Source organism: Mycobacterium sp., assembly GCF_035603715.1.
Taxonomy (GTDB): Bacteria; Actinomycetota; Actinomycetes; order Mycobacteriales; family Mycobacteriaceae; genus Mycobacterium.
This window is the reverse complement of sequence record NZ_DATNJW010000420.1, coordinates 1-5,527: the sequence shown is the minus strand read 5'-3', so window position 1 is coordinate 5,527 and position 5,527 is coordinate 1. Positions and strand designations below refer to the sequence as shown.

Here is a 5,527-nt window from a genome sequence, read left to right as displayed (position 1 = left end):
CGGGTCCGAAAACCAACGAGCTGATTGCCCGTTCGCTGGGCCGCATCCTGTTCATGGACGAGTTTTACTCATTGGTGGAGCGTCATCACGACGGCCGGCCGGACATGATCGGCATGGAGGCGGTCAACCAGCTGCTGGTGGCGCTGGAGGTGCACCGCTTCGACTTCTGTTTCATCGGGGCCGGATACGAGAAGGAAGTCGACGAGTTCCTCACCGTCAACCCGGGTTTGGCGGGCCGGTTCAACCGCAAGTTGCGGTTCGCGTCCTACGCGCCCGACGAGCTGGTCGAGATCGCGGTCCGCTACGGCGAACCGCGGGCGACCGTGATCGAACCGGCCGCGCGCGAGGCGCTGAACATGGCCTGCAAGACGTTGCGGGCCTACCTGGCCCCGGACGGCACGCACGGGATCGACGTCATGCAGAACGGACGTTTCGCCCGCAACATCGTCGAGCGTGCCGAACGGTTACGGGACTCCCGGGTAGCCGCTCAGCACCGCACCGACCGGGGCTCAGTGACCGTCGAAGATCTGGAAACCCTGCGCACCCAGGACATCGTCGTCGCGGTCACCGACGCATGTGCGGAAAAGCACGTGCCGATTCAGCCCTGAGCGGCACCGCTAGCCGGGCATCACCCGAGCCTGTCCCTGCCAGTACTAGGGATAAAGGCGGCATTCCCAGGTAGTCCATGGTGCGCCGAGAGTGGATGACAGACAAACATTTGTAAGAGAGGAATGATCATGTCTGTTATCCACTTTCACGCGGTGACCACATCGACCCCCGAGCAATTCATCGCCGGGCTCACCGACTTCGGTCCGGGCCGGTCGAAGATCTTCAAGAACAGCGCCGATTCATATCTGATGGTGCACAACAAGGGTCCTCATCAGGCCGACGTCACGGAAGGCTCGGGCGGTGTCTGGGAAAGACTGGTCTACAACTGGTTCGATGCCAGCCACCCCAGGCTGAAGACGATCGACTCCAACATGTTTGGCGGCGCGTCGGGCTACACCTACACGCTGAGACGGCAGTCCGATGGAACGACCTTGATAGACGTCGTCATCGTTCGCGAGGGGAAGAATCTCAAGGGGCTGGTGCTTTCCGGCGTGCTTGGAAGCATCGGTAAGCGTTCTCTGCGCAAGGCGTTCGAGCACAGCGTCAGGGCTATCGAGAGCCGCAACGCAACGAACACTGCCGAAGGAACTGCGGCAGTGTCTTGATCGCCCGCGAGTGAGTACACGAAGGAGCTGAGAACAATGCTGAACGCAGCTTACGGGGTGCTGGCGATGGTTCCGGTGGTGTTCGGGATCGCCGGCTACACGATGGTGTCGCGGTGACCGCACGCCAATCCGGCCCACCAGTCGAATCAGCCTGCAGAGCGGACCGCGTCCCCCCGTCGATCATCGCAAGATTATCTGCCAGATGGACGCAAAAGCGCTGTGAGGACCGGGAATTCAGGGCGTGGCTAGCGGTAACCGCGGAGCCGGTTTTCGAATGAGCCCGGCTGGCTTTCTGGCCAGGACGCTGTAGCAGCGGCCCGCGCAGTGTCGGTGCCTGCTACGGGTCGAAGACAAGCAGCGGTTTGCCACCGTGTTCGGGGGCCTCGGCCAAATGGACGGCTTCGGAGAACTTTTCGACGGGGATAGGCTGGCCCTCGGGCACGCGCAACGCCCCGCTGTCGGCCAGCTGAACCGTCCGCTCGATCGTTGCGGCAACCCGATCCTTGGGGGTTTCGGTCAGCCATCGGAACAGCCAGAACCCCCGAACGGTCTTGGTTTCATAGATCAATGAGCGCGCGAAAACGGGAATGGTCAATTTGGCGGGATCGGTTTGTCGGTGCGTGGACAACGCGCCATAGATGACCAGCTCACCGCTCGGTGCCAGCGCGCGCGACACGTCTGCACCCACCTGACCGCTGACACAGTCGATCGCCTTGAATACGCCGTCGCGGCCAGCGATCTCGGCTACCCGTTCGCGCAGGTCCTCGTCCTCCGTGCAGATCACGGCGGTGCCCCCAAGCGCGAGGATGCCCTCGACAGCGGATCGGCGCCGGACAACGTTGAGGGTCTTGAAGCCGATGTGTGCGCCGAGTTGGATGACCAACTGGCCCACGGTTGAACCGGCTGCGGTCTGCAGGAGCCATTCACCCGGTCGAACAGCGAGTACATCACTGGTCAGGATGACGGCCGTGAGCGGATTGCTGAGAAGTTGGGCTGCCGTGGAATTGGTCATGTTCTCGGGAATGGGCAGAACCCGCTCGGCGTCGGCAACAACATACTCTTGCCACGTGCCGGTGACTCCGATCGTACTTACGCGTTGCCCGATGGCGAAACCGGCTGTGCCGGCGCCGAGTTCGTCGATAACACCGACGGATTCGATTCCGGGTACGGCCGGGAACTCCGGGGTGAATCCGTATCGGCCACGGATGGTATGCAGATCGCTGGCCTCAACAGGCACCGCTGCGACACGGATCCGGACCTGGCCGGGACCGGGCTCCGGGATCGGACGGTTCTGTAGGTGCAAAACCTCGGACGGCTCGCCGACCGTCTGGGCGACGACAGATCGCATGGCTCGCATTTTCCTGAAGTTCCTCCTGCATGAGTACGCGTTCTGATGCTGCCACCACGTCGGCTCGTTGGGGTGTAAACCCTCGGTTGCCCAGCGCGCGAGCCCCGTCGACCTGTCGTATCGCCGGACGCGCGCGCCCTGCAGGTCACGTCGAGTGCGACTCGGATGCCCCGGCGGGTCCGCTGGACGAAGCCGGCCACAGACCCCTGGACAGATCGCAATCGAGTAAATGAGCGCGGGCGTCGCCTCTGTAGAAGAGGCTTGGGTCGTATGCATCACCGAAGTGCTTCGCCAGCAACGACGAGAACAGCAGGGCGGCCGACTGGGGCCGGTGGTTCATCACCAGTTGGCTGGTCTCGCCGGCGGCATTGAAGTACACGACGACGAAGTTGTAAATCTCGACGCCGTTCGGGTGGTAGGCCTCGGTGCCGCGGATGCGGGAGCGGTAGTCCTCCAAGAAGAGATCGCCGCGCATGCCGTAGAAGCGGAAGTCCTGAAACGCGTAGAGGCTCCGCGCAAAACTCAGCATCTTCCCAACCTGTTGTGCGCCACGCAATTCGCCGTTGAATACGGCGCCCTGAAGGATGACATCGTCAGCGAGGTTGTCCAGCCAGTGTGGGTAGTAATTCAAGTGTTGCGCTTGGTTTTCGAGCTTGCGGATGCTCTCTTCGGGCTTGGCCATGGCAGTCACCTACTATTTACCGCGCCGGCCCGGACAGCGACGCCGCCAAAGCTCTCGGCACCTCGGTCGGTTCGGCAGCCGGGAGGCTCCGTCGCTTCTCCCAGGGCCAGGTCATCAGCGCCCAAACGGCGCCGACGATAACGACCTCTGCGACTACATAAGACGGCCACGGCCCGAGCAGGTCCAGGAACGACCCATTGACGGGTTTCCTGTTGAGGAAGCCGTAGTCACTTCCCGTGATTGTGTTGAAGGCGAGGGTGAAAGCCCCCCAGGCCAGCGTCGTGGTGATCGCGAAGCGGTAGCTGCGCCAATTCGGCCGCATGCCGTTGCCCCAGGTCAGATAGATGGCAGCCCACACGACCAGCAGGTGTAACGCAAAGAAGGTGACGAAGTCGTGGCTAGGGAAGTCGGGCGCATTGAGATCCGGGGTGATCAACGCCTGTGAACTCAGGGGGAGACCCCAGAAATAAGCGAGCGCGAACGCCCACTTGCGGTGTGACCATAACGCGTAGGCCGCCGTGAGCTCGGCGAGATCGCACAGTTGCAACGGCACCGAATGGTCGATGGAGGGATGGATCAGCTTGTACACCAGAGCCACCCCGAATATCGCCAGCATCGTCGCGCCCATGGCGCGGCCAAAGAGTCGAGCCTGCGATTCGGTTTGCCGGCGCCCGATCCAAACCAGCGCAGCAGAACCCATGACGAAGATGACGAGTACCGTCAAATGCGAAGGGCCGTAAGCAGAGAACCATCCTACCGTAGTGTGCGGCGCCGAATTTGCCGCAGCTATCAGTGATTTGTCGATCATTTCAGTGTCCTTTTCTGGTGGTTGCGTTATTTCGTGTGGGCCTAATCCATGGCCGGTTCGCGGCCCTCGACCGGACCGGGTGCGACATCCCCGCTGAGGCGTTGCCGAAAATCCGGGACGCTGTAGCCGATTACCGCTGCGTCGGTGCGGGCACGCACCGTTGCCGAGCGCGGCAGACCGAACAGTGGACCGATCTCGCCGAAGTGGTCGCCGGCTCTGGCGACCCTGAGTAATGCCTGCCCTGAGCCCGGTCGTTGACGGAGCACCTCCAGTTCTCCTTCGGAGACGACGTAGATGAGGTCGGAGAGCGCGCCTTGGTTGAACAAAACCGTTCCTGCGTCGAGACGAATCGTTTCGTGCGCGCGGTTGACTAGGGGTGTTGTCGGCACCATCTCGATGACGCGATCGGCCAGCGGTAGCAATCGGGAGTCGTGGGTTGCGACCACGACGATGCGCTCGCCGTCGGCAAGCTCGCGGATCAATTTCAGAATCTCCTCGACCTGGAGGTAGTCGAGATGCGCGGTCGGCTCGTCGGCCAGGATCAGCGGCGGGTCGAGGGCTATCGCACGCGCGACGGCTACCCGTTGCTGCTGGCCGCCGCTGAGATCACCGGGATGATGGGTCATCCTGTCCTGCAACCCAACTCGGGTCAGCAAGACCTCGGCGCGTTCACGCGCGGCGCGGCGCGACAGCCCGGCCGCGCGCAGCGGCACCAGGACGTTCTCGAGCGCCGTCAGACTTGGCACCAGGTTGAACGCCTGGAACACGATGCCGACCTGGTGACGTCGGTATTGCGACATCTTGCCGTGATTGAGCGCGGTCACATCCACGTCACCGACGGTGATCCGCCCGGACGTTGGTGTCAGGAGTCCGCCGAGGCACGACAGCAATGTCGTTTTCCCACACCCGCTCGGGCCGAGCAAGATGTTCAACGAGCCGGCCTTGAGTTCAAGGTCCAGGCCGTCGATGGGCCGAATGGCGCTGCTGCCGCTCGAGTATTCGACGACCAGGTCGTCAATGCGTAGACCGTTCATGATTAAGGACCTCCAAATGCGATTGCGGGATCAACGGCGGCAGCCCGTTGGACTGCCGTGGCACTGGCCAGCAGACCAACCCCGACCGCGATGACCGCCAGGAGCGGATAGGCCGAAGCTGGTTCGATGACGTTCATCGGGAACAACGGGGCGAGCAGGCGCGCGAGGCCTGCGCCGAAGGCAGCGGCGACGATTGCGACGACGATGGCCTGCAGCACCAGACCGGCCAGGACCGATCGCGTCGAGACGCCGATCGCCTTGAATACCGCGAAGTCGCGCATTCGCTCCAACGCGGACAGGTAGACGACGCCGCCCACGATCAACGCCGCGACGATCCACAGCAGAATCGCCACAATCGTGATTGCCTCGACCGCAATTCGGGTGGGCCGCATGAGGTCGTCGACCGCAACTGAGTTGTCGACAACCCGGTAGCCGTCAGGC

At 62.8% G+C, this 5,527-nt stretch carries 7 protein-coding genes; 2 read left to right on the top strand and 5 right to left on the bottom strand.

What is annotated here, in order from left to right; translation table 11 throughout:
* Window positions 1-608, top strand: a 608-nt coding sequence (locus tag VN856_RS17345) for an AAA family ATPase (RefSeq protein WP_325691177.1), incomplete at its 5' end; no start/stop codon positions are given.
* A gap of 129 nt (window positions 609-737) precedes the next feature.
* The gene (locus tag VN856_RS17340; RefSeq protein ID WP_325691175.1) at window positions 738-1,214 is read left to right on the top strand and encodes a hypothetical protein; all 477 of its coding nucleotides are present in this window, start codon (window positions 738-740) and stop codon (window positions 1,212-1,214) included.
* Window positions 1,215-1,551: 337 nt separating this feature from the next.
* Here the strand turns inward: VN856_RS17340 and VN856_RS17335 are convergent, their stop codons facing one another.
* The 5 genes from VN856_RS17335 to VN856_RS17315 form a co-directional block, all read right to left on the bottom strand.
* Window positions 1,552-2,562, bottom strand: coding sequence for a zinc-dependent alcohol dehydrogenase family protein (locus VN856_RS17335; protein WP_325691173.1), 1,011 nt, complete (start codon window positions 2,560-2,562; stop codon window positions 1,552-1,554).
* Window positions 2,563-2,707: 145 nt separating this feature from the next.
* Window positions 2,708-3,244, bottom strand: coding sequence for a hypothetical protein (locus VN856_RS17330; protein WP_325691171.1), 537 nt, complete (start codon window positions 3,242-3,244; stop codon window positions 2,708-2,710).
* A gap of 16 nt (window positions 3,245-3,260) precedes the next feature.
* A complete protein-coding gene (locus VN856_RS17325; RefSeq protein ID WP_325691169.1) occupies window positions 3,261-4,052 on the bottom strand; it encodes a TIGR02206 family membrane protein in 792 nt (263 codons plus the stop codon).
* A 41-nt stretch (window positions 4,053-4,093) separates the two neighbouring features.
* Window positions 4,094-5,086 carry an ATP-binding cassette domain-containing protein gene (locus VN856_RS17320; RefSeq protein WP_325691167.1) on the bottom strand — a complete coding sequence of 331 codons (993 nt, stop codon included), beginning with the start codon at window positions 5,084-5,086 and terminating at the stop codon, window positions 4,094-4,096.
* A gap of 2 nt (window positions 5,087-5,088) precedes the next feature.
* A partial coding sequence (locus VN856_RS17315; RefSeq protein ID WP_325691165.1) for an ABC transporter permease occupies window positions 5,089-5,527 on the bottom strand: 439 nt, incomplete at its 5' end.

What these genes read in the sequence shown, in the direction of transcription:
- VN856_RS17335 (WP_325691173.1), bottom strand. Translation starts at nt 2,562, where the DNA reads ATGCGATCTGTCGTCGCCCAGACGGTCGGCGAGCCGTCCGAGGTTTTG.
- VN856_RS17330 (WP_325691171.1), bottom strand. Translation starts at nt 3,244, where the DNA reads ATGGCCAAGCCCGAAGAGAGCATCCGCAAGCTCGAAAACCAAGCGCAA.
- VN856_RS17320 (WP_325691167.1), bottom strand. Translation starts at nt 5,086, where the DNA reads ATGAACGGTCTACGCATTGACGACCTGGTCGTCGAATACTCGAGCGGC.
- VN856_RS17340 (WP_325691175.1), top strand. Translation starts at nt 738, where the DNA reads ATGTCTGTTATCCACTTTCACGCGGTGACCACATCGACCCCCGAGCAA.
- VN856_RS17325 (WP_325691169.1), bottom strand. Translation starts at nt 4,052, where the DNA reads ATGATCGACAAATCACTGATAGCTGCGGCAAATTCGGCGCCGCACACT.